Genomic DNA, 19,223 nt, shown 5'->3' on the forward strand with positions numbered 1-19,223 from the left:
ACCAGCGCCGATGGTACTGCACCCGACAGGGTGTGGGAGAGTAGGACACCGCCGAACACCAACCCCACAGGGGCCCGCTGACCACGCCACACCGGCGACCAGCGGGCCCCTTATCATGTACACCATTCGGTGATCTGCGAAATTTCACAGCGAGGAGAACACAAGTGGCGGAGTTCGGCCGACGTGACTCAGCGGACGATGCTGGGGGCGATCGACCGCGCCGCCGCGAAGCGGACTCCGGCCGTGGACGCTCCGGGTCGCCGCGTGGCGGCAAACCCGGCTATTCCGCTGGGAAGCCCCGTGGTTCGGGGCGTGACCGGGACAACTTCGGCCGGCGCGGCGACGGTGATCGCCGCGACCGCCGCGATGGTGATGGCCCGGGCGCCCGCGATTCCCGTGATCGGCGCGATTACGACCGCGGCGGGCGGGGATTCGACGGCCCGGACCGTCGGCGTGGTGACTCCGGTGATCGCCGGTTCTCCTCCCGTGGCTCCGGACGCTCCGACGAGCGGTCCTCCGGTGACCGCCGTGACCGGCCTGCCTGGAACAAGGACCGCAAGCCCGGCGGTTTCCGCGATCGCCGCGAGGACGGCCGTGGCTTTCAGGACGAACGCAGGGGAAGCACGGGCCGTGGGGAGCGTGGCGCCGGCTTCCGCGACAACCGGCGCGGGGGTTTCCGTGACGACCGCCCCAGCGGTTTTCGGGATGAGCGTCCGGGCAGCGACCGGCGCGGTGGCTCGCGCGCGGATCGGCCCGGCGGCGACCGGTCCGGTGGTTTCCGTGACAGCCGACCCGGCGGCGACCGGCGCGGTGGCCTTCGGGACGACCGGTCAATGGGTGATCGGCGTGGTGGTTTCCGTGGCCAAGACGGCCGCGGTTTCCGCGACGATGCCCGTGGCGGCTCGCGGACCGAACGCGGCGGCACCCGTGATGGTGGCCGTGGCTTCCGGGACGACCGCGGCGGTGGATACCGCGACAACCGCGGTGGCGGGAGCCGGGATGACCGCGGTGGCTTCCGCGACAACCGTGGAGGCGGCTATCGCGATAACCGCGGTGGTGGTTTCCGGGACGACCGTGGAGGCGGCTATCGCGATAACCGCGGTGGTGGTTTCCGGGACGACCGTGGTGGCGGGTACCGAGATAACCGCGGTGGTGGCTTCCGGGACGACCGTGGTGGCGGGTACCGCGACAACCGTGGCGGTGGCTTCAAGGACGACCGTCCTGACCGCCGCGACGATCGCCCCGCGAGGGACAAGTGGCACGGTGGCGCCAAGCCCGAGCGGGACGACAAGCGGCCCAGCGGAAAACGCGACTTCACCGATTCCCGCAAGGAACGGCAGGGGGATCGCGGCGACGGCCGTACCGCCGCCCGCCGCCCGGACCGCGACGCGCCTGAGCGCCGCGCGGGCCGTGATGAGCGGCCGGCAGGCGGACCCAGGAGCGATCGTTCCGATGGTTTCCGTGACCGCAGGCCCCAGGGCAAGCGGGAAGCCCGCCCGGCCGGGGCGAGGCCCGGTGAGGTCCTGGACGACGAGACCTTGGCCAAGGAACTTCTCGAAGCGCCGGAGCTGCCGGAGGACATCGAATTCTCCGACCTCGACGAGGAAGCACGCCGTGAGCTGCGCACCTTGCCGAAGTCGCTGGCCGAGACCGTCGGCAAGCATCTGGTCGCGGCGGGCGGTCTGGTCGACGTCGATCCCGAGGCGGCCTTGAAACACGCTCGGTATGCGAAGGCGAAGGCCGCGCGCGTGCCCTTGGTCCGGGAGGCCCTCGGGCTCGTGTCCTACCACGCCGGGCATTGGGCCGAAGCCCTCTCGGAGTTGCGTGCGGTCCGCCGCATGTCGCGGACCGACGCGCATGTGGCGGTGATCGCTGATGCCGAGCGTGCCCTCGGCAGGCCCGAGCGCGCCCTCGACCTGGCGAAGGAGATGGCCGGTCACTCGCTGCCGCGCGAGGTCGAGGTCGAACTCCGCATCGTGGCGGCCGGTGCACGACGCGATCTCGGTCAGCTCGATGCCGCGGTGGTTTCGTTGCAGGGCCCGGACCTCAACGCCGCCCAGCGGCAGCCGTGGAGCGCTCGGCTTTTCTATGCCTACGCCGACAACCTTGCCGCCGCGGGGCGCCGCGACGAAGCGATCAAGTGGTTCCTGCATGCCGCGGACGCGGACCAGGACGACGAGACCGACGCCGCCGAGCGGGCCGCCGAGTTGGCGGAGGGCGAGGACACCGACGCCGTCAAGCAGGCCACCGAGCTGGCGGAGGACGAGACCGACGCCGCCGAGCTGGCGGAAGACGACGAGACCGACGCCGCCGAGCGGACAGCCGGGCCGTCCGATGAGTGAAGCCCTCCAGGAGGTTTACGACGCGGTGCTGTTCGATCTCGACGGCACCGTGTACCAGGGTTCGCGGATCATTCCGGGGGCCGCGGAGGTCATGCGCGAGCTGCGTGACGTGCGCAGGCCGGTGCGGTTCGTCACGAACAACGCGTCGAAAACCCCGGAAGACGTGGTCGAGCACCTGCGCGGCCTCGGCGTCGATGCCGAACCGGCCGAGGTCAGCACGAGCGCTCAGGCGGCGGCGCGGGTTCTGCGCGAACGGCTGCCTTCCGGTGCCTCGGTCATGATCGTCGGCGCTCCGGCGCTGGAGCACGAGGTCGAAGCCACGGGAATGCGCCCGGTCCGCAAGGCGAGCGGGGTGGACGCCGTCGTTCAAGGCCACTGGACCGAGACCGGCTGGTCCGATCTCGCCGAAGCGTGCCTGGCCATCCGCGCGGGAGCGTTCTGGGTGGCCTGCAACGTCGATGCGACCCTGCCCAGCGAGCGGGGCCAGCTGCCCGGCAACGGTTCGATGGTGGCCGCGTTGCGCGCCGCCACCGGCGCCGAGCCGGAGGTCGCGGGCAAACCCGAAGCACCGTTGTTCACCACCGCCGCGGCCGCGGCCGGGGCCAGCCTTGCCCTGGTGGTGGGCGACCGGCTGGAGACCGACATCGCCGGCGCGGTGGCCGCGGGCCTGGACTCGTTGGCCGTGCTCACCGGAGTGGCGACGCCGGGACGCCTGCTCGTCGCCGCCCCCGCGGAGCGTCCCCACTACATCGCGGCCGACCTGACCGGGCTGTCCGCGCCCGCCGGTGAACTGCGGGTCGGTCCGAAGCCGGGCTGGCGGGTGCGGGCCGAACAGGACGTGCTGGCCGTGTCCGCCCACGACTCTTCCGATCAGCTGGAGTTGCTGCGTGCGCTGTGCCATTTCGCCTGGGAGACCGGGGTGACGGCGGTGCGTGCGCTCGACGAGGGCGCCAAGGCCGCGCTGGGTGACCTTGGGCTCACACCGTCCTGAGGAACGATCGGTTAGCGTGGTAAAGGTGCACGAAGAACCCAATCCCCAGAGCATCGACCCGCGCGCCGGAATCGACGAGGCGATGGCCGGGATCGACGGCCTGGACCGCCTCCCGCTCGCCGAGCATGTCGAGCGGTTCGACGCGGTGCACACCGAGCTCACCACCGCACTTTCCAGCATCGACAGGGTGTGACCGGTGCCCAGGAGGGCGCGCCTGGACGCCGAACTGGTGCGGCGAGGTCTCGCCCGCTCCCGCGAGCATGCCGCCACGTTGATCGGCGACGGCCGGGTGACGGTACGGGGCATGGTCGCGAGCAAGCCGGCCACCGGGGTCGAAGCCGACACCGCCATCGTGGTGCGCGGGGGTGACGATCCCGGCTGGGCTTCCCGCGGCGCGTACAAGCTTCTCGGTGCGCTCGAGGCGTTCGCCGACCTGACCGTCGAGGGCACACGATGCCTGGACGCGGGCGCGTCGACCGGCGGTTTCACCGACGTCCTGCTCCGCCGTGGCGCGCGCACCGTGGTCGCGGCCGATGTCGGCCGCGGGCTGCTCGACTGGCGGCTCCGGACCGACGACCGGGTCGTCGTGCTGGACAAGACGAACGTCCGTGAGCTCACCCCCGGGCAGATCGGCGGACCGGTGGACCTGGTCGTGGCGGATCTTTCCTTCATCTCACTGCGCTTGGTGCTGCCCGCGCTGGCGGCCTGCGCGCTGCCTGGCGCCGATCTGGTGCCGATGGTGAAACCGCAGTTCGAGGTCGGCAAGGGCCGGCTGGGCAGCGGCGGCGTGGTCCGGGATCCCGGTCTGCGCGCGGAAGCCGTTCTCGAGGTGCTGGCGGCGGCCGAGGAGCTGGGCCTGCACCCCCACGGAGCGGTGGCGAGCCCGTTGCCCGGGCCCTCGGGCAACGTGGAGTACTTCGTCCGGTTGCGCCGGGATCCGTCCACAATGGACGCCAAGGAGATGGTCCTGGACGCGGTCGGGAAAGGACCGCAGTGATGTCAGACCGCGAGGTGCTGCTCGTGGTGCACCCCGACCGGGACGCCGTCCGCGACGCGGTGCACAAGGTCGCCACTCGCTTCGCCGACGGAGGCATCGGCCTTCGCGTGGTGGACGAGGACGCCTGTGAGCTGATCGAGGCCGGCACCAGTGAACGGTTGTGCCGGATGGTCGGTCCCGGCGACCACCCCGCCGAGGGCGCGGAACTGGTGTTCGTGCTCGGTGGGGACGGAACGCTGCTGCGGGCGGCGGAACTGGCCCGTCCCGCCGGTGTTCCCGTCCTCGGGGTCAACCTCGGCCGCGTCGGCTTCCTCACCGAGGCCGATTCCGACGCGCTGGACGACACCGTGCGGCGCGTGATCGAGCGCGACTACCAGGTCGAGGAACGCATGACCGTGGACGTCACGGTCACTCTCGACGGCGAACTGGTGGCCGAGGAATGGGCGCTCAACGAAGCCAGTGTGGAAAAGAGTTCCCGCGAACGGATTCTGGACACGCTGATCGAGGTGGACGGCAGGCCGGTGTCCGCCTTCGGTTGCGACGGCGTCCTGTGCGCGACTCCCACCGGGTCCACCGCCTACGCCTTCTCCGCCGGCGGGCCGATCATCTGGCCCGACGTGGAGGCGTTGCTCGTGGTGCCGAGCAACGCCCACGCCATGTTCGCCCGTCCGCTGGTGGTCTCCCGCAGGTCCGTGATCACCGTGACCATCGACCCGGACGGCTCGACCGCGATCCTCACCTGCGACGGCTCGCGGCACATCGCCCTGCCCCGGGGAGCGCGGGTGCAGGTCGTGTGCGGCCGGACCCCGGTGCGGCTGGCACGCCTGTGGCCGGGGCCGTTCACCGACCGGCTGGTCTACAAGTTCTCCCTGCCGGTGAAGAGCTGGCGGCAGCGCCACGGCGACTGAGAGGGCGTTATTTACGCCACTGCGTGGCCGGGGAAACCCCGGGAACGGGCTTGCCGACGAGGGCGACCGGCAGGAAGAAACAGACCTGGCCGATGGCCATCGTGAGCGTGGCGATGGCCTTGTCGTCGTAATGCCGGGAGACTTCGGCGTACAGGTCGTCGGAGACGCGTTCGCCGTCGGGGTTCGGGGTGAGGACGGCTTCGGCCAGTGCCAGCGCGGCGCGCTCGGCTTCGGTGAAATACGGCGCGTCCCGCCAGGACGCCACGGCGGTGATCCGTTCCTCGCTTTCCCCGGCCTTGCGGAGGATGCCGGTGTGCATGACGGTCAGGTAGGTGCTGCCGGCGAGCTGACCGGCGCGCAGGTGCATCAGGGTCATCGTGGTCCTCGGCACCGAGCCGTTTCCGACCGCCTTGAACAGGGCCGCGGCGATCTCGGTCAGTTCCGGGACGAGGTCGGCGGGGTTGGACAGTCGCGATTCCATGGTGGATTTCCTTCCGGAGTCCGATCGTGCCGTGTCGCACGGTCACTGCCATGACGATCGGCGGTCCGTCGATGTGACCGGTCACATCGGCGACGTCCCGGACGTCAACCATCCGAAGGAAGAAAGGGATGGGTAATGACCGAGCATGAGTTCCTGACCGCCCGGCGTTTCGAAGAACAGCGGCCACAGCTCAAGGCCGTGGCCTACCGGATGCTCGGCTCCTTGGCCGAGGCGGAGGACGCGGTCCAGGAGACCTGGCTGAAGCTGGCCCGTTCGGGGTCGGATGACATCGGCAACCTCGGCGGCTGGCTGACCACGGTCGTCGGCCGGGTGTGCCTGGACATGCTCCGCTCACGCTGGCTGCGCCGGGAAGAACCACTGGAACTCCGGCTGCCCGACCCGGTCGTCAGCCGTGAAGACACCGGCGATCCCGAACAACAGGCGCTGATCGCGGACTCAGTCGGGCTCGCGCTGCTGGTGGTGCTGGACGCGCTGAACCCGGCGGAACGGCTGGCCTTCGTCCTGCACGACATGTTCGGTATGGCCTTCGAAGAGATCGCGCCGATCGTCGACCGCACTCCGGCGGCGGCCCGCAAGCTCGCCAGCCGCGCCCGCCTGCGGGTCCGGGGAGCGGCCCCGGAGCCCGACCCGGACCCGGCCGCACAGCGTCGTGTGGTCGACGCGTTTCTCGTGGCCGCGCGCGGTGGCGACCTCAACGCCCTGCTGGCCGTGCTCGATCCCGATGTCGTGCTTCGTGCCGACAGCGGTGCCGCGCTTCCCGGTGGCCTCAAGGTGGTCCGCGGGGCCACCTCCGTGGCCGGGCAGGCCGCCACCTTCCGGCGCATGGCCACCCTCACCACCTCCCGGCCCGTCCTCGTCAACGGCTTGGCGGGTCTGGTCAACACCGCCGATGGCGACCTTGTCTCGGTCATGAGTTTCACCGTCAGCGGCAACAGGATCGTCGCGATCGACATTCTCGCCGATCCGGATCGCCTGGCCCGGCTGGATCTCCCCGCCGAGGAGCTCTGAGCAGCGCGTTTTGTCGGTGGCCCGTGCGAGCATGCCGGCATGACGAAATGGCAGGACGTGGAGCGGGCCGAGCCGGAGTTCGCGCGGCGCGTGCGAGCGCTTTTCGATGCCCACAAGCACAAGACGATCGCCACCTTGCGGGCCGACGGCGCGCCACGGATCTCCGGGATCGAGACGGTCTTCGAGGAGGGCGAGCTGGTCTTCGGCTCGATGGCGAACGCGCGCAAGGGCGCCGATCTCGTACGCGATCCGAGGTTCGCCCTCCACAGCGCCACGGTCGACCCGGTGGCGGGCGCCGAGGCGGAGTGGCCTGGTGAGGCGAAGATCTCCGGCCGGGCGATCGCCGCCGGAGCGATCACCGCAGGCCCGGACGGCGACCGCTTCCACGCCGACATCGCCGAGGTCGTGCACACCCATCTCGACGAGAAGGCCACGGTGCTCGTCGTCGAGTGGTGGACGCCGGAGCACGGGTTGCGCAGGGTCGAGCGTGAGTAGATGGTCACCGGATTGCCCCTGCCTCTCCCGGTTTGTCGGTGGATGCGGCTACCGTGGTCGACGTGCTGGCCGAGATGCGCATTCAGGGGCTTGGCGTGATCGAGGACGCCGTGCTCGAACTTCACCCGGGATTCACGGTGGTCACGGGTGAAACCGGCGCGGGCAAGTCGATGGTGGTGGGTGGTCTGCACCTGCTCTCCGGCGGGCGTTCGGAGTCGTCGAAGGTCCGCAACGGGAAGGGCAGAGCCACGGTCGAGGGCCGGTTCGAGGGGATCTTCGCCGAGCACGTCGCCCGGATCGTCGTCGACTCCGGGGGCGAGCCCGATGAGGACGGCAGCCTGATCGCCCTGCGTTCGGTCGGCGCCGACGGCCGGTCGCGGGCGCACCTCGGCGGACGTTCGGTACCGGTGAGCGTGCTGTCCGACCTGGCCGACCGGCTGCTGGCCGTGCACGGGCAGAACGACCAGCTCCGCCTGCTGCGCCCGGCCGAGCAGCGCGAGGTGCTCGACCGGTTCGCGGGTGAGGCGGTGGCGGGCCCGCTCGGTGAGTACCACGCCACCCGGGAGGAATGGCTTGCCGTGGTCACCGAGCTGGCCGAGCGGACCAGCCGTTCCCGCGAGCTGGCGCAGCAGGCCGACATGCTGCGGCACGGGCTCGGTGAGATCGCCGCGGTCGATCCCCAGCCGGGTGAGGACAGCGAGCTCGCGGAGCAGGTCAAACGTCTGGCGGCGGCCGACGAGCTGCGGGCCGCGGCGAGCGCCGCGCAGGCGGCGGTGTCCGGCGCTCCCGACGGTGATCCGGACGCTCCCGGTGCGCTCGGCCTGGTCGGGGACGCGCGGCGCAGGCTCGCCGCGACGGAGGATTCGGTGCTGCGCGATCTGGAGCCCCGGCTTGCCGAGGCGGCCGTGCTGCTCGCCGATGTCGGGGCCGAACTCGGTGGTTACCTGGACACCCTCGACGCGGATCCACAGCGGCTCGAACAGGTCCTGGCGCGCCAGGCGGAGCTCAAGAAACTGACCAGGAAGTACGCCGCGGACGCCGACGGGGTACTCGCCTGGGCCGAGGACGCGCGGCAACGCTTGTCCACAATGGACACATCCGAGGAGGCGCTCGCGGCGCTCGCGGCGCGCCGGGACGAACTGGCCGTCCAGCTCGCCGGGCACGCCGAGCGGTTGTCCGATGCTCGCGCGGTCGCGGCCGCCGAGCTCGCCAAGGCCATCACCACGGAGCTGTCCGGTCTGGCCATGGGCCAGGCCGAGATCGAGGTGACCGTGCGCCGCCGCCGGGCCGACCCCGCGGACCAGCACGCGCTGGCCGTCGGCGGTGAGCTGGTACACGCCGGTCCCGACGGGGTCGACGATGTCGAGCTCCTCCTGCGCGCGCATGCGGCGGCGCCGCCGTTGCCGGTGCACAAGGGCGCGTCGGGCGGTGAGCTCTCGCGGGTCATGCTCGCCATCGAGGTGGTGCTCGCCCACGCCGACACGGTCCAGACCCTGGTGTTCGACGAGGTGGACGCCGGGGTCGGGGGGCGCGCGGCGGTGGAGGTCGGCCGCAGGCTGGCCCGTCTCGCGCGCAGTCACCAGGTGCTGGTGGTCACGCACCTTCCTCAGGTCGCCGCCTTCGCGGACCGGCACCTGGTGGTGGACAAGGGCACCGCGGCGGGCGTGACGCGAAGCGACGTGCGCACCCTGGAACCTTCGGAGCGGGTGCTGGAGCTGGCGCGGATGCTGGCCGGCATGGACGACACGGAGACCGGCCGCGCGCACGCCGAAGAGCTGCTCGCGGCCGCCGACGCGGACAAGAAGAAGGCCGCCGGCCAAGGATGAGGGCGCCTCACCCGGACGGTTGTTCAGCGGGCGGATAAGGCACGACACGCCCGCGTGTCGGCCGCGCCATCGCCGGGCGGTTTGTCACCATCGGACGCATGAAGCTGACCGGCCTGCTCTCGCGCAACCATCGCAACCTGCCCGGAATCACCGGCGTGGCGCGGGTGGACCGGCGAACGAACGAGCTGCTGCGCCGGATCGGCCCGGGCGACATCGCGGTTCTCGACCAGATCGACCTCGACCGCGCGACGGCGGAAGCGCTGATCACCGCGGAGGTCGCCGCGGTGGTCAACGCGTCTCCCTCGATTTCGGGCCGGTTTCCCAACCTCGGCCCGGAAACCCTGCTCGCCGCGAAGATCCCGCTGGTCGACGGGGTCGGTGGCGAGATCTTCTCCCGGATCAAGGAGGGCAGCCGGATCCGGCTGCATGGCGGTGTGGTCTACCTCGGCGAACGCCGGGTCGGCGAGGGTGCCGAACAAAGCCAGGACAGCATCGCCGACCTGATGATCGAGGCGAAGGCCGGCATGTCGACGCAACTGGAAGCGTTTTCCGCCAACACCATCGAATTCCTGCGCCGCGAGCGCACGCTGATCCTCGACGGGGTGGGCGTGCCCGACGTGCGAGTACCCCTGCGGGACCGGCATGCCCTGGTGGTCGCGCCGGGCACGGGTCATGTGGCGGATCTGCGCGCGCTGAAGCGCTACATCGCCGAGAACCGGCCCGTCCTGATCGGGGTGGACGCCGGCGCCGACACCCTGCGCGCCCACGGGTACCGGCCGGACATCATCGTCGGGGATCCGAACGGCATCGGCGCCGAGACGCTGCGGTCGGGCGCCGAGGTGGTGGTGCCGGCCCAGCCGGACGGGCACGCGCCGGGCGTCGGCCGCATCCAGGATCTCGGCATCGGCGCGGTGACCTTCCCGGCGTCGGGCAATCCGGAGGATCTCGCGCTGTTGCTCGCCGACGCGCATCAGGCCGGGCTCGTGGTGACCGTCGGGTTCCAGGCCACGCTGAGGGAGTTCCTCGACCACGGCCGTTCGGGGTCGAACCCGTCCACCTTCCTCACCCGTCTCAAACTGGGCACGAAACTCGTCGACGGGAAGGCGGTCGCGGCCCTGCACCGGAACCGGGTGCCGCTGAGCGCGGTGATCCTCCTGGCGGTGACCGTGGTGGCGGTGGTGGTGGCGGCGTTGGCGGTCTCCGACGTCGGAGACGAGTATCTCGGCTGGGCCGGGCAGGGCTGGGAGTCCTTCTCGCACTGGCTCAAGGGGCTCTTCGCGTGATTTCGCTGCGCTCCCACGTCATTTCCCTTTCCGCGGTCTTCCTGGCGCTGGCCTTGGGGGTGGTACTCGGGTCGACCGCGCTCGACGGTGCGCTGTTGTCCGGGTTGTCCGGTGAAAAGGGGAAGCTGACGGCGGAAGTCTCGAATCTCCAGGCACAGCGGGACGCGCTCAAAACCCGCCTCGCCGCCGCGGACGCCTTCGCCGGGGCGACCGCGCCCAAGATCGTCGCGGGCACGCTGGACAAACGGACGGTCGTGCTGATCACCACCGAGGACGCGAGCCCGGCGGACCGGGACGCGCTCGCCGATCTCGTCCGGCGCGCGGGCGGGGCGGTGAGCGGCGAGCTTCAGCTGACCGCGGCGTTCACCGATCCGGACCGTTCGGAGCAGTTGCGCCGGCTGGTCACCCGGTTGCAACCGGCCGGTTCGGCGTTCCCGATCGCGGGGGACACCGGCACGCTGGCCGGGGCGCTGCTCGGGTCGGTGCTGTTGCTGGACAGGCAGACCGCGCGGCCGCAGGCCACCGGTGACGAACTGGCGGCGGCGATCGGCGGGCTGATCGACGGTGGTTTCGTCCGCGCGAGCCCTGGGCTGGCGCCCGGCCAGCTCGCGCTCGTGCTGACGCGCGGCCAGGCCACCGGCGACGGCGCGGGCGACAAAGCCGCGGTACTGGCGCGCTTCGCCACCCAGTTGAGGCGATCCGGCGCGGGCGCGGTGCTGGCCGGTGACCCGGATTCGGCCGAGGGCACGGGGGCGATCGGCGTGGTCCGGGCCGACACCTCCGCCACCGCACTACTGTCCACAGTGGACGACTTGGGCACCGCGGCCGGCCGGGTGACGACGATTCTGGCGCTTGCCGAACAGGTGGACGGCGCGGCGGGCCGCTACGGAGTGGCGGGCAACGCGCAGGCTCCGCTTCCCGCGACGGGATTGTCCGGAAGCTGACCGCGCGGGGAGGAGGGCGCGCGCCGGAAAACCGGCGTCTGGCAAGATGCCGCGGGTGCGTTTCATAGCGGACCTGCACATTCACTCGAAGTATTCGCGGGCGTGCAGCAAGGATTGCGACCTCGAGCATTTGGCCTGGTGGGCGCGCCGTAAGGGGATCACCCTGGTCGGCACCGGTGACTTCACGCACCCGGCGTGGTTCGACCACCTGCGGGAGAACCTGGTCCCGGCCGAGCCGGGGCTGTTCCGGTTGCGCGAGGACCTCGACACCGAAATCCGGCGCCGGTTGCCCCCGAGTTGCGCCGCCTCCGAGGTGCGGTTCATGCTCTCGGTCGAGATTTCGACCATCTACAAGCGCGCCGAGCGCACCCGCAAGGTGCACCATCTGTGCTATGTGCCGGATTTCGACGCCGCCGCGGAGTTCAACCGCAGGCTCGGCCGGATCGGCAACCTCGGCTCCGACGGCCGCCCGATCCTCGGCCTGGACTCCCGTGACCTGCTGGAGATCACGCTGGAAAGCGGGCCCGGCTCCTACCTGGTGCCCGCCCACGTGTGGACGCCGTGGTTCGCCGTGCTGGGCTCGAAATCCGGTTTCGACGCGATCGAGGACTGCTACGCCGACCTCGCCGACCACATCTTCGCCGCGGAGACGGGCCTTTCCAGCGACCCCGAGATGAACTGGCGGGTGTCCGGCCTGGACCGTTATCGCCTGGTCAGCAATTCCGACGCGCATTCGCCGCCGATGCTCGGCCGTGAGGCCACCGTGTTCGACACCGGCCTGGACTACTTCGCGATCAAGCGATCTCTGGAGACCGGGGCCGGGCACGCCGGTTCGATCGAGTTCTTCCCGGAAGAGGGGAAGTACCATGTGGACGGCCACCGCAAGTGCGGGGTGCGGATGGAGCCGCACGAGACGCGGGCGCATTCCGGCCGGTGCCCGGAGTGCGGCAAGCCGCTCACCGTCGGGGTGCTGAGCCGCGTCGAGGATCTCGCCGACCGCGACCGGCCGATCCGGCCCGAGGGTGCCGCGGAGTTCTCGAGTCTCGTCCCGTTGCCGGAGCTCATGAGCGAAATCCTCGGTGTGGGGCCGAAAAGCAAGCGGGTCCTCGGCGAGATCGACAAGCTGACCGCCGCCTTCGGGCCGGAACTGTCCATTCTCACCGAGGTTCCGGTGGACGACCTCGCCGCACGGTCGGCGCCGTTGGGTGAGGCGATCGGGCGGCTCCGGCGCGGGCAGGTGATCCGCGACGCGGGCTACGACGGCGAGTACGGCGTGATCCGTTTGTTCGAGCCCGGCGAACTGAAGCGGGCCACGACCGTTGCCGCGCCGGGCCTTTTCGACGACGGTTTGTTCGAGACCGCGGAACCGGCCAAGCCGCAACGGAAAACGGCCGCACCGGCTCCGCGGGAGGTGCCGGAAGCCCGGGAAAGCACGGCACCCCAGCGTGTTCCGGCCACCGGCTCGCTGCTCGACGGCCTCGATCCCGACCAGCGCGCCGCGGCGGGCAGCGGCGGGGGACCGTTGTTGATCATCGCCGGCCCGGGCACCGGCAAGACCCGCACGCTGACGCATCGCATCGCGCATCTGGTCACCGAGCGGGGTGTGCCGCCGGAGCAGTGCCTGGCGATCACGTTCACCCGGCGCGCCGCCGGGGAGATGGAAGAGCGCCTCGCCGCGCTGGTTCCGGACCACGCGGCGAAACTGACCGTCGCCACCTTCCATTCGCTCGGCGTGCGCATTCTGCGCGAGCAGCACGCGCGGCTGGGCCTGCGGCCGGATTTCGGGATCGCCGACCAGGCGCGGAGCCTCGCGCTGACCGCCGAATTCGGCGAAGACGAGGACGCCTACCGTGCGGCGCTGCGCGAGGCGAACCTGGTCGACTTCGACGAGCTGATCGAGCTTCCGGTGCGGCTGCTGGAATCCGACGACGCGGTGACCACCGCCTACCGCGAGCGCTACCGCTGGATCGCGGTGGACGAATACCAGGATGTGGACGAGCGCCAGTACCGCCTGCTCCGTCGCCTCTGCCCGCCCGACGGGAACCTGACCGCGATCGGCGACCCGGACCAGGCCATCTATTTCTTCCGTGGCGCCGATGTCGGGTTCTTCCTCCGGTTCCGGGAGGACTTCGCGGGCGCCCGCACGGTCGCGCTGACCCGTAACTATCGCTCCAACCCGCACATCCTGAGCGGGGCGCTGCAGGTCATCGGGCCGGACACACTGGTGCCCGATCGCGCGCTCCACCCGGCAGGCGACCACGGTGACGCCCCGGTGGGGGTGCACACCGCGGCCGACGAGCGGGCCGAGGCGGCGTTCGTGGCGCGCACCATCGATCAGGTGCTCGGCGGTTCGTCGTTTCATTCGCTCGACAGCGGCCGGGTCAGCGGCGATGGCACGCAGGGTCTCGGCTTCTCGGACTTCGCGGTGCTGTACCGGACGGACCGGCAGGCCCGCGTGATCATGGATGCGCTGACGCAGTCAGGGGTGCCGTTCCAGAAACGCTCACACGACCGGCTCGCCGATCGTCCGGGCGTGGACCGGGTCCTGGCCGAACTGTCGTTCACCGGTCCCGGATCCTCCGTCGTGGACAGGGTCAGGCACGCCGCGAAGGCCGTCGCGGACCGTGTTCCCGAAGAGATCGCGGCCGAGGTTCATACCGCCGTGGACCTCCTCATGCCGCTGGCGGCACGATGCGAGCGAGATATCGACCTGTTCCGCACGGAACTGTCCCTCGGCGTCGAGGTGGACACCTGGGACCCACGGGCCGACCGGGTTTCGTTGCTGACCCTGCACGCTTCCAAGGGCTTGGAGTTCCCGGTGGTGTTCCTCGTCGGTTGCGAGGACGGACTGCTGCCGTTGCGCTGGCCGGGAAGCGAACCCGGGAAAACCGAACTGGCCGAGGAACGGCGACTGCTCTTCGTCGGCATGACGCGGGCGCAGCGGCACCTGTTCCTCAGCCATGCGACCGAGCGTTTCCGGCAAGGCGCGGCGCGCACGGCGGCGCGCTCGCCGTTCCTCGCCGATCTCCGGACCGGATTCGAGCGTGTCGGCGACCCGGTCGCGCGACGCAAGCCCCGGCAGACCCAGCTCCGCCTGCTCTGATACCCCCCTATGCCAACTCGCGGCCGTCAGGGTGCCCACTGAGCGCGCCCTTTGTTCCCGCTATCGGGGCGGCAGGGCGCCGGTCCGCCGGACGTGCCGTGGGCTGATCAGGAGCGCCCTGTCGACACGATCGCGGGGGCGCGCAGCTCGCGGAAAAGGCTGATCTGTTACGTGCCCGCGAGTTGTTCGACGATCGGCGCGGCTGCCTCCAGCGCGAAGGCGTTGATCGTGACGTAGGAGATGCCGAAGGTTTCCCGGCGGCGCTTCAGGACGTCGATCGCCGTCGAAAGGTCGCCGTTGAGCACCGCGATGAGCCGGTTGTCGACGGCCTGGGAGGTGTCGATCCCGAATTGCGCGATCCATGGCGGGAGTTCGGCGTCCCCGATGGCGAAGACGTTGGTGCTCAGTTCCAGATCGTCGAACCGGTCGCCGGCCGCGTCCTTGATCACCCGCAGTTTGGCGTGCATGTCCTCTTCCGAGCGGCCCTGCACGGCCAGGATGTCGGCCTGCCGGGCGCCGATGCCGAGCAGCCGTTCACCACCCGCGGCGACCATGATCGGCGGGCCCGGCCGCTGGACCGGTTGGAAGGTGCGGAGCTCCTCGTTACCGGCGAGGGCGTCCGCGAAGAGGCCACGCACCTCTTCGATGATCTCGCCGGTGCGCCGCACCCGCTCTCCCGCACTGCCGAACGGCACTCCGAGGATCTTGGCGTCTCCGGCCGCGTCGGGGCGTCCCGCTCCGAGCCCGAGTTCGAACCGTCCGCCGGAAAGCTGGTCGAGCGTCGCGCTGTCCCAGGCGATCGACCCGGGACTGCGCAGTGGCGCGGCCAGCACGAAGTTCCCGACGCGAAGCGTCTCCGTGGCCGCGGACGCGGCGGCCAGGCACGCGAACGAGGAGAGAACGCCGCGCGCGTCCGGTACCAGGAGCGTGGAAAAGCCCAGGTTTTCCGCGCGCCGCGCCAGGTCCGTCCAAGCCGCTCCCGGCATCGGCGCGGCGACGAGCCCGAATCGGAAAACGCGATCAGCCATGGTGCCCCCAGTCAGGTCAGGTTCGCTCGAGTTTGTCCCCACCACGCTTACTCTCGGGAGCACCCGGCGTGCAAGCGACATCAGCGACCGAGCATGGCTGTCCAGGCGTCGACGAAGCCGGGGAAGGTCTTGCCGACGGTTTCCGGGTTCTCCACCTGGACCCCGGGCACGCGCAGGGCCAGCACCGCGGCCGCCATCACGAGCCGGTGGTCGTCGTAGGTGTGGAAGACACCGCCGTGCAGCGGGGCCGGGGTGATGGCCAGGCCGTCCGCGGTCTCCTCCACCTGACCGCCCAACCCGGACAGCTCGGTGACCAGCGCGGCCAGCCGGTCCGTCTCGTGGCCCCGCAGGTGGGCCACTCCGGAGATGACCGACGGCCCGTCCGCGAAGCACAGCATTGCGGCGACCACCGGCGTCAGTTCGCCGACTTCGTGCAGGTCCAGCCGGGCGCCGGGGAAACGGCCGGTGCCGGTCACGCTCAGGCCGGAACCGTCGAGTTCGGCGCGCTGGCCCAGGTCGGTCACCAACTCGCGCAGCCAGTCACCGGGCTGGGTGGAGTTCTCCGGCCAGCCCGCGATCCGGACCGTGCCGCCCGCCACCGCGGCGGCGGCCACGAACGGCGCGGCGGTCGACAGGTCCGGTTCCACCGTGTAGGCGGGGCACGAGAGTGCAGCGGGACGGACGTGGAACTCGCGGCCGTCACGTTCGACGCCCGCGCCGAAGCGCCGGAGCAGATCCATCGTCATGGCGATGTGCGGCTCACTCGGCGGGGCGTCCCCGACCAGCCGGAGGGTGAGGCCGGCGTCGAACGAGGGGGCCGCCAGCAGCAGCGCCGAGAGGAACTGGCTCGACGCGCTGGAGTCGAGTTCGACCTTGCCTCCGGGGAGTCCGCCATGCCCGCGCACGGTGAACGGCGGCGCGCCTCGGCCGTCGTCGTCGATGTCGGCGCCGAGTTCGGTCAGCGCGCGGAGGAGCGGCGCGATCGGGCGGCGCCGGATCGCCTCGTCGCCGTCGAAGCGCACCGGCGCCCGGCCGAGGGCGGCCAGCGCGGGGGTGAACCGGGCGACCGTGCCGGCATTGCCCAGCGCCACGGACACCGGATCCGTGCCTTCCCGCGCCAGCGGCCGGAGGGCGACCCCGCCTTCGACGGTTTCGTGTGCCGCGCCGAGTGCGGAAAGCGCGCCCAGCATGAGCCGCGTGTCGCGGGAGTCGAGCGGCTCGGCCACCACGGTCGGGCCGTCCGCGAGCGCCGCGAGGACGTACGCGCGGTTGGTGATCGACTTCGACCCGGGGACCCGGACGGTCGCGTCGAGCGGGCCGGACACGCCCGGTGCGCTCCACATCGGCTGCATGCGTACCTGCCTTCTTTCTCCTTCGCCGGTGATGGGTCCATCCAACTACGACGGTGTGCCTCGCGCGCCCGCGGGCACCAGGTGCGATAAGGTGGAAGCCCGTGGGACTTCAGCCGCGGACAGCAAAGTATGTCTTCGTCACCGGGGGCGTCGCCTCCTCATTGGGTAAGGGACTCACGGCCTCGAGCCTGGGTCAGCTTCTTACCGCGCGTGGCCTTCGCGTCACGATGCAAAAGTTGGATCCGTATCTCAACGTGGATCCCGGCACGATGAACCCCTTCCAGCACGGTGAGGTGTTCGTCACCGAGGACGGCGCGGAGACCGACCTCGACATCGGGCACTACGAGCGGTTCCTCGACCGTGACCTCGCGGGCTCGGCGAACGTGACCACGGGGCAGGTCTATTCCGAGGTCATCGCCAAGGAACGGCGCGGCGAGTACCTCGGCGACACGGTCCAGGTCATCCCGCACATCACCGACGAAATCAAGCGGCGCGTCATGGCGGTCGCCGAGTCCGACGGCACCGGGTTGCGGCCGGACGTGGTGATCACCGAGGTCGGCGGCACGGTCGGTGACATCGAGTCGCTGCCGTTCCTGGAGGCCTGCCGTCAGGTCCGGCACGAGATCGGCCGCGAGAACTGTTTCTTCCTGCACGTGTCGCTGGTTCCCTATCTCGCGCCCTCCGGCGAGCTGAAGACCAAGCCCACCCAGCATTCCGTGGCCGCGCTCCGCAACATCGGCATCCAGCCCGACGCGCTGGTCTGCCGCGCCGACCGGGACCTGCCCGAGGAGCTCAAACGCAAGATCGGGCTGATGTGCGATGTGGACACCGAGGCCGTGGTCGCCTGCCCGGACGCGCCGTCGATCTACGACATCCCCAAGCGGCTGCACGCCGAGGGCCTGGACGCCTACGTGGTGCGGCGGCTCGACCTCCCGTTCCGGGACGTCGACTGGACCGTCTGGGGCGACCTTCTCGATCGCGTGCACAACCCCACCGAGAAGGTGCGGATCGCGCTGGTGGGTAAGTACATCGACCTGCCGGATGCCTACCTTTCGGTGACCGAGGCGCTGCGGGCGGGCGGGTTCGCGCACCGCGCGAAGGTGGAGATCGTGTGGGTCGCCTCCGACCGCGCGACCACCCCGGCGGGCGCGGCCGCCGCTCTGTCCGATGTGGACGGTGTGCTGGTGCCGGGCGGGTTCGGCGTGCGGGGTATCGAAGGCAAGATCGGCGTGATCAACTACGCGCGCACCCGGGGCATCCCGGTGCTGGGCCTGTGTCTCGGCCTGCAGTGCATGGTGATCGAGGCCGCCCGCAACCTGGCCGGCATCCCCGGCGCCAACTCCGCCGAGTTCGACGAGTACACCCCGCATCCGGTGATTTCCACGATGGCCGACCAGAAGGACGTCATCGCGGGGGAGCGCGACATGGGCGGCACCATGCGGCTGGGCGCGTACCCGGCGAAACTGGTAGCCGGGTCGCAGGTAGCACGCGCCTACGGCACCACCGAGGTCTCCGAGCGGCACCGGCACCGTTATGAGGTCAACAACTTCTACCGCAAGCAACTCGCCGACGCCGGACTGGTGTTCTCGGGCACCTCGCCCGACGATCACCTGGTCGAATTCGTCGAACTGCCCCGTGAGACGCATCCGTTCTTCGTCGGCACCCAGGCGCATCCCGAGCTGAAGAGCCGGCCGACCCGCCCGCATCCGCTGTTCGACGCCTTCATCAAGGCCGCGGTCGAATACCGCACCGCCGACCGCCTTCCGGTCGAACTGCCCGAGCCGACGGGGGTCCGGTGAACCGCCCCGGTGGCCACGACTTTCAGGTCGTTTCCACCGAGGACGTCCATGTGGGACGGGTGCTGGGGTTGCGCGTCGACAGCGTGGTGATGCCCGGTGGCGCGGTCGCCAGGCGCGAAGTCGTGGAGCACCTCGGCGCGGTCGCCGTCGTGGCGATGGACGACGACGGCGCGGTGGTCCTGATCCACCAGTACCGGCATCCGCTCGGCCATCGGCTGTGGGAACTGCCGGCCGGGCTGCTCGACGTGGACGGCGAAGCGCCCGTCGACACCGCACGGCGCGAACTGGCCGAGGAGGCCGGGCTGAGCGCGAAGCGGTGGGACCTCCTGGTCGACAGCGCGGCTTCGCCCGGGTTCACCGACGAGGTGGTCCGGGTGTTCCTGGCCCGTGATCTGTCCGAAGTGGACCGTGGTGAGCTCGTCGAGGACGAGGAGGCCGACCTCGTCATCCATCGGGTTCCGCTGGCCGAGGCGGTGAAGATGGCGTTGTCCGGCGAACTGGTCAACTCCTCCTCCATCGCCGGCGTGCTCGCCGCGCACGCCGTGCTCTCCGGCGTGGCACCGGCCCGCTCCGTGGACGCGCCGTGGCCGGACCGGCCGAACGCGTTCGCCCGCCGTGGCGGGCGGCGCGGCTGAACGTGACTTG

17 protein-coding genes are annotated in these 19,223 nt (G+C 70.8%); 13 read left to right on the forward strand and 4 right to left on the reverse strand.

Going from position 1 to position 19,223, the window contains the following annotated elements; translation table 11 throughout:
* Nucleotides 1-830: 830 nt before the first annotated feature.
* Complete coding sequence (locus ACFSXZ_RS08000) at nt 831-1,262, reverse strand: hypothetical protein (protein WP_378262916.1); 432 nt, start codon at nt 1,260-1,262, stop codon at nt 831-833.
* A 276-nt stretch (nt 1,263-1,538) separates the two neighbouring features.
* On the opposite strand from ACFSXZ_RS08000, the gene ACFSXZ_RS08005 reads away from it, so the two are divergent.
* From ACFSXZ_RS08005 to ACFSXZ_RS08025, 5 genes are read left to right on the forward strand one after another with little or no spacing between them, the layout of a single operon-like run.
* Entirely contained in the window at nt 1,539-2,342 is an 804-nt protein-coding gene (locus ACFSXZ_RS08005; RefSeq protein ID WP_378262918.1) for a hypothetical protein, read from the forward strand.
* Nucleotides 2,335-3,333, forward strand: a complete 999-nt coding sequence (locus ACFSXZ_RS08010; protein ID WP_378262920.1) for an HAD-IIA family hydrolase — start codon at nt 2,335-2,337, stop codon at nt 3,331-3,333. The genes ACFSXZ_RS08005 and ACFSXZ_RS08010 overlap by 8 nt, the downstream gene beginning before the upstream one ends.
* Nucleotides 3,334-3,358: 25 nt before the next feature.
* On the forward strand, nt 3,359-3,526 hold the full coding sequence (locus ACFSXZ_RS08015; protein ID WP_378264803.1) for a hypothetical protein: 168 nt from the start codon (nt 3,359-3,361) through the stop codon (nt 3,524-3,526).
* 3 nt (nt 3,527-3,529) lie between these two features.
* Nucleotides 3,530-4,330: a TlyA family RNA methyltransferase gene (locus tag ACFSXZ_RS08020; protein WP_378262922.1), complete on the forward strand. Its 801-nt coding sequence runs from the start codon at nt 3,530-3,532 to the stop codon at nt 4,328-4,330.
* Nucleotides 4,330-5,238, forward strand: a complete 909-nt coding sequence (locus ACFSXZ_RS08025; protein WP_378262924.1) for an NAD kinase — start codon at nt 4,330-4,332, stop codon at nt 5,236-5,238. Before ACFSXZ_RS08020 ends, ACFSXZ_RS08025 begins: the two co-directional genes overlap by 1 nt.
* A 7-nt stretch (nt 5,239-5,245) precedes the next feature.
* On the opposite strand, the gene ACFSXZ_RS08030 is transcribed toward ACFSXZ_RS08025, so the two are convergent.
* Complete coding sequence (locus ACFSXZ_RS08030) at nt 5,246-5,719, reverse strand: carboxymuconolactone decarboxylase family protein (RefSeq protein WP_378262926.1); 474 nt, start codon at nt 5,717-5,719, stop codon at nt 5,246-5,248.
* 135 nt (nt 5,720-5,854) lie between these two features.
* Here ACFSXZ_RS08030 and sigJ point away from each other — a divergent pair, with 135 nt between their 5' ends.
* The 6 genes from sigJ (at nt 5,855) to ACFSXZ_RS08060 (ending at nt 14,399) form a co-directional block, all read left to right on the forward strand.
* Nucleotides 5,855-6,748 carry an RNA polymerase sigma factor SigJ gene (sigJ, locus tag ACFSXZ_RS08035; protein ID WP_378262928.1) on the forward strand — a complete coding sequence of 298 codons (894 nt, stop codon included), beginning with the start codon at nt 5,855-5,857 and terminating at the stop codon, nt 6,746-6,748.
* Between the two features lie 39 nt (nt 6,749-6,787).
* Entirely contained in the window at nt 6,788-7,243 is a 456-nt protein-coding gene (locus ACFSXZ_RS08040; protein ID WP_378262930.1) for a pyridoxamine 5'-phosphate oxidase family protein, read from the forward strand.
* A gap of 62 nt (nt 7,244-7,305) precedes the next feature.
* The gene (gene recN / locus ACFSXZ_RS08045; RefSeq protein WP_378264740.1) at nt 7,306-9,069 is read left to right on the forward strand and encodes a DNA repair protein RecN; all 1,764 of its coding nucleotides are present in this window, start codon (nt 7,306-7,308) and stop codon (nt 9,067-9,069) included.
* 98 nt (nt 9,070-9,167) lie between these two features.
* Nucleotides 9,168-10,352: a putative cytokinetic ring protein SteA gene (steA, locus tag ACFSXZ_RS08050; protein ID WP_378262932.1), complete on the forward strand. Its 1,185-nt coding sequence runs from the start codon at nt 9,168-9,170 to the stop codon at nt 10,350-10,352.
* Nucleotides 10,349-11,296 carry a copper transporter gene (locus ACFSXZ_RS08055; RefSeq protein WP_378262934.1) on the forward strand — a complete coding sequence of 316 codons (948 nt, stop codon included), beginning with the start codon at nt 10,349-10,351 and terminating at the stop codon, nt 11,294-11,296. The genes steA and ACFSXZ_RS08055 overlap by 4 nt, the downstream gene beginning before the upstream one ends.
* Nucleotides 11,297-11,342: 46 nt before the next feature.
* Nucleotides 11,343-14,399, forward strand: a complete 3,057-nt coding sequence (locus tag ACFSXZ_RS08060; RefSeq protein ID WP_378262936.1) for a UvrD-helicase domain-containing protein — start codon at nt 11,343-11,345, stop codon at nt 14,397-14,399.
* Nucleotides 14,400-14,566: 167 nt separating this feature from the next.
* Here the strand turns inward: ACFSXZ_RS08060 and ACFSXZ_RS08065 are convergent, their stop codons facing one another.
* Together ACFSXZ_RS08065 and aroA are read right to left on the reverse strand one after the other, a co-directional pair.
* A complete protein-coding gene (locus tag ACFSXZ_RS08065) occupies nt 14,567-15,427 on the reverse strand; it encodes an LLM class flavin-dependent oxidoreductase (RefSeq protein ID WP_378262938.1) in 861 nt (286 codons plus the stop codon).
* An 80-nt stretch (nt 15,428-15,507) separates the two neighbouring features.
* Entirely contained in the window at nt 15,508-16,779 is a 1,272-nt protein-coding gene (aroA, locus tag ACFSXZ_RS08070; RefSeq protein ID WP_378262940.1) for a 3-phosphoshikimate 1-carboxyvinyltransferase, read from the reverse strand.
* Nucleotides 16,780-16,880: 101 nt separating this feature from the next.
* Between aroA and ACFSXZ_RS08075 the strand changes: the two genes are divergently transcribed.
* Together ACFSXZ_RS08075 and ACFSXZ_RS08080 are read left to right on the forward strand one after the other, a co-directional pair.
* Nucleotides 16,881-18,578: a CTP synthase gene (locus ACFSXZ_RS08075; protein WP_378262942.1), complete on the forward strand. Its 1,698-nt coding sequence runs from the start codon at nt 16,881-16,883 to the stop codon at nt 18,576-18,578.
* A complete protein-coding gene (locus tag ACFSXZ_RS08080) occupies nt 18,575-19,213 on the forward strand; it encodes an NUDIX domain-containing protein (protein ID WP_378262944.1) in 639 nt (212 codons plus the stop codon). The genes ACFSXZ_RS08075 and ACFSXZ_RS08080 overlap by 4 nt, the downstream gene beginning before the upstream one ends.
* Nucleotides 19,214-19,223: the final 10 nt, after the last annotated feature.

Origin of the sequence: Amycolatopsis pigmentata, assembly GCF_042684065.1 — a bacterium.
Classification (GTDB): Bacteria; Actinomycetota; Actinomycetes; order Mycobacteriales; family Pseudonocardiaceae; genus Amycolatopsis_E; species Amycolatopsis_E pigmentata.

Bases quoted from the DNA above. Each gene is read 5' to 3' on its own strand.
- ACFSXZ_RS08010 (WP_378262920.1), top strand. From the start codon at position 2,335: ATGAGTGAAGCCCTCCAGGAGGTTTACGACGCGGTGCTGTTCGATCTC.
- ACFSXZ_RS08025 (WP_378262924.1), top strand. From the start codon at position 4,330: ATGTCAGACCGCGAGGTGCTGCTCGTGGTGCACCCCGACCGGGACGCC.
- ACFSXZ_RS08030 (WP_378262926.1), bottom strand. From the start codon at position 5,719: ATGGAATCGCGACTGTCCAACCCCGCCGACCTCGTCCCGGAACTGACC.
- sigJ (WP_378262928.1), top strand. From the start codon at position 5,855: ATGACCGAGCATGAGTTCCTGACCGCCCGGCGTTTCGAAGAACAGCGG.
- ACFSXZ_RS08040 (WP_378262930.1), top strand. From the start codon at position 6,788: ATGACGAAATGGCAGGACGTGGAGCGGGCCGAGCCGGAGTTCGCGCGG.
- steA (WP_378262932.1), top strand. From the start codon at position 9,168: ATGAAGCTGACCGGCCTGCTCTCGCGCAACCATCGCAACCTGCCCGGA.
- ACFSXZ_RS08060 (WP_378262936.1), top strand. From the start codon at position 11,343: ATGCCGCGGGTGCGTTTCATAGCGGACCTGCACATTCACTCGAAGTAT.
- ACFSXZ_RS08065 (WP_378262938.1), bottom strand. From the start codon at position 15,427: ATGGCTGATCGCGTTTTCCGATTCGGGCTCGTCGCCGCGCCGATGCCG.
- aroA (WP_378262940.1), bottom strand. From the start codon at position 16,779: ATGCAGCCGATGTGGAGCGCACCGGGCGTGTCCGGCCCGCTCGACGCG.